Annotated in this window: 2 protein-coding genes and 1 pseudogene; all 3 read left to right on the top strand. The window is 61.6% G+C overall.

Going from position 1 to position 2,126, the window contains the following annotated elements:
• Window positions 1–729: pseudogene (locus tag FGA82_RS32290) on the top strand (phage tail tape measure protein); the annotation flags it as partial.
• Window positions 726–1,043, top strand: coding sequence for a DUF2590 family protein (locus FGA82_RS31560; RefSeq protein ID WP_141130095.1), 318 nt, complete (start codon window positions 726–728; stop codon window positions 1,041–1,043). The pseudogene FGA82_RS32290 and the gene FGA82_RS31560, both read left to right, overlap by 4 nt.
• Window positions 1,040–2,126, top strand: a 1,087-nt coding sequence (locus tag FGA82_RS31565; protein WP_141130096.1) for a baseplate J/gp47 family protein, incomplete at its 3' end; no start/stop codon positions are given. The genes FGA82_RS31560 and FGA82_RS31565, both read left to right, overlap by 4 nt.

Here is a 2,126-nt window from a genome sequence, read left to right on the forward strand (position 1 = left end):
CAGTTGCTGAACCTGCGCACGGTCGCCGGCTTCGTCTTGCAGAAACTGGCGATCCTGGCGTACATGGCCGTGATCTACACGCTCAGCGCCGGCCTTGCCCTGGTGCGTGGCGCCATGCTGCTGTGGCAGGGCGCGATCTGGCTGGTCAACGCGGCGCTGTTGGCCAACCCGATGGTGTGGATTGTGGTGGGTGTTCTCGCCCTGGTGGCCGTCATTGTCGCGGCGGTCTACTACTGGGACGAATGGACGTCCGCCCTGATGAACACGGCCGCGTTCCAGTTCGTCGCCGACAAGCTCCAGAAACTGTCCGACTGGTTTAACTCAATGGGCGGCTGGTCAGGCATGGCCAAGGCCGCATGGGACAGCATCGTCGGCATTTTTACCAAGGCCGTAAACGGCGTGATCGAGCTGCTGAACAGCATCCCGGGCGTGAACATCGAAGCGCGTTTTGGCGGTATGCCTGAAGTGCCCGGCGTCGATGCCGCGACCAATGCCGCCGACACCGCCAACGCCGCGCAGAAAGCCCAGCAAACCATCAACGCGGCAATCCCCAGCCTTTCGCCGGCGCGCCCTTCAGCGGTGCCGCCCGGCGGCCTGTTGACCAGCATCCAGAACAACAGCAGCAGCCAGAACAAGGGCACGCATGTGGAGAACGTGAACATTCACACGGGCAAGGCGATGACCCCGTTGGAGATGGAAAACATGGTCGCCATGGCGGTCGGCGGATGAGCGAATACGTAGACCTGTTGATCGTCGACAACGACCTGGCACTGGATCCGTCGCATCAACCTTTGCTCATCGATGACCGCGCCTGCATCGCCCAGGACATCGCTCACATGATCCGCGACAGCGGGTTGTTGGTGACGTTGGTGGCCGAGCGCGATGGGCTGCGGCAGCGCGACTGCATCCAGCAACTGGAACTGTTGGTGGAGGACGACCAACGCCTGGTGCCGGGCACGGCGCGGATTATCCAGCAGGAGCCAGGTGTGTACCTGGTCACTGCGAAAACCCTGAAATTCGGTTCGATTGAGGTAAGTCTGTGAGCCAGGTCGATTTTAAAAAGGTGATCGCCGACGCCGGCATCCCGACCACGGAGGCCGGTTTGAAGGCCGCGTGGGAAAAGGAAGTCGAAGCCCAGGGCGCGAAGGTGGCCAACACCAGCAGTTATTCGCCGTTCTGGCGGGTGATGACCGCGCTGGTGACCAAACCGGTGTTGTGGCTGTTGGACTTTCTGTGCCTGACGGTGCTGCCGAACTTCTTTGTGAAAACGGCGGTGGACGCCTGGCTGGACATGCTCGCTTGGGCGGTCAACGTCGAGCGCAAAGGCGCCACCAAAGCCCGCGGTAAATTGCTGCTCACCCGCGCCTTACCGGACGGCGTCATGGAGCTGGAAAAAGGCATTGTTGTGCAGTCGGCCGCTATCAACGGCAACGTGTACCAATTGATTACCACTGCGCCGGCGACGTTCGTGGCGGGCCAGCTGCAGCTGGAAGTCCCGGTGGAGGCGATCGAATCCGGCAGTGGCTTCAACCTCGCCCCGGGTTACTACGCCATCCTGCCCGTGCCCATCCCAGGCATTGTCCAGGTAGTGAACAAGGACGGTTGGCTGGAATCACCCGGTGCGGATCCGGAGCCGAACGACCAACTGCGTTTGCGCGTGCGCAACCAGTTCTCGGCCGTGAATCAGTGGCACACCGATGCGGTGTATCGCGCCATGATTTCCGCCTTCCCCGGCGTTCGTCCGGACGGCGTCTACTTCGAACACGGAGCACCGCGTGGGCCGGGCAGTGCGAATGCCTTTGTGCTTTTTGATGCGGGTGTGCCGGCGGCGACTTACCTGGAGCGAATCAATTCGCACATCCGCGACCAGGGCAACCATGGCCACGGCGATGATCTGCTGGCCATGGTCATGCCCGAAGTGCCCGTGAGTGTTGCGATGACGCTTTGGCCGCAACCGAACCTGAGCGCAGAGCAGATCGAGACGCTGAAAAGTGAGATCGAGCTATTCATCCGCGCCGCGTTTCGGGAAAGCACGCCCCGCGATTATCAGCCGACGCTGACTTATCCCCAGTCGCGCTTCAGCTTCAGTCGCCTCGCGGAAGAACTGCACCAACAGTTTGCCGATA

Origin of the sequence: Pseudomonas fluorescens (assembly GCF_005938625.1) — a bacterium.
GTDB lineage: Bacteria > Pseudomonadota > Gammaproteobacteria > Pseudomonadales > Pseudomonadaceae > Aquipseudomonas > Aquipseudomonas fluorescens_BD.

Coding starts and splice junctions, on each gene's coding strand:
- FGA82_RS31560 (WP_141130095.1), top strand. CDS start 726: ATGAGCGAATACGTAGACCTGTTGATCGTCGACAACGACCTGGCACTG.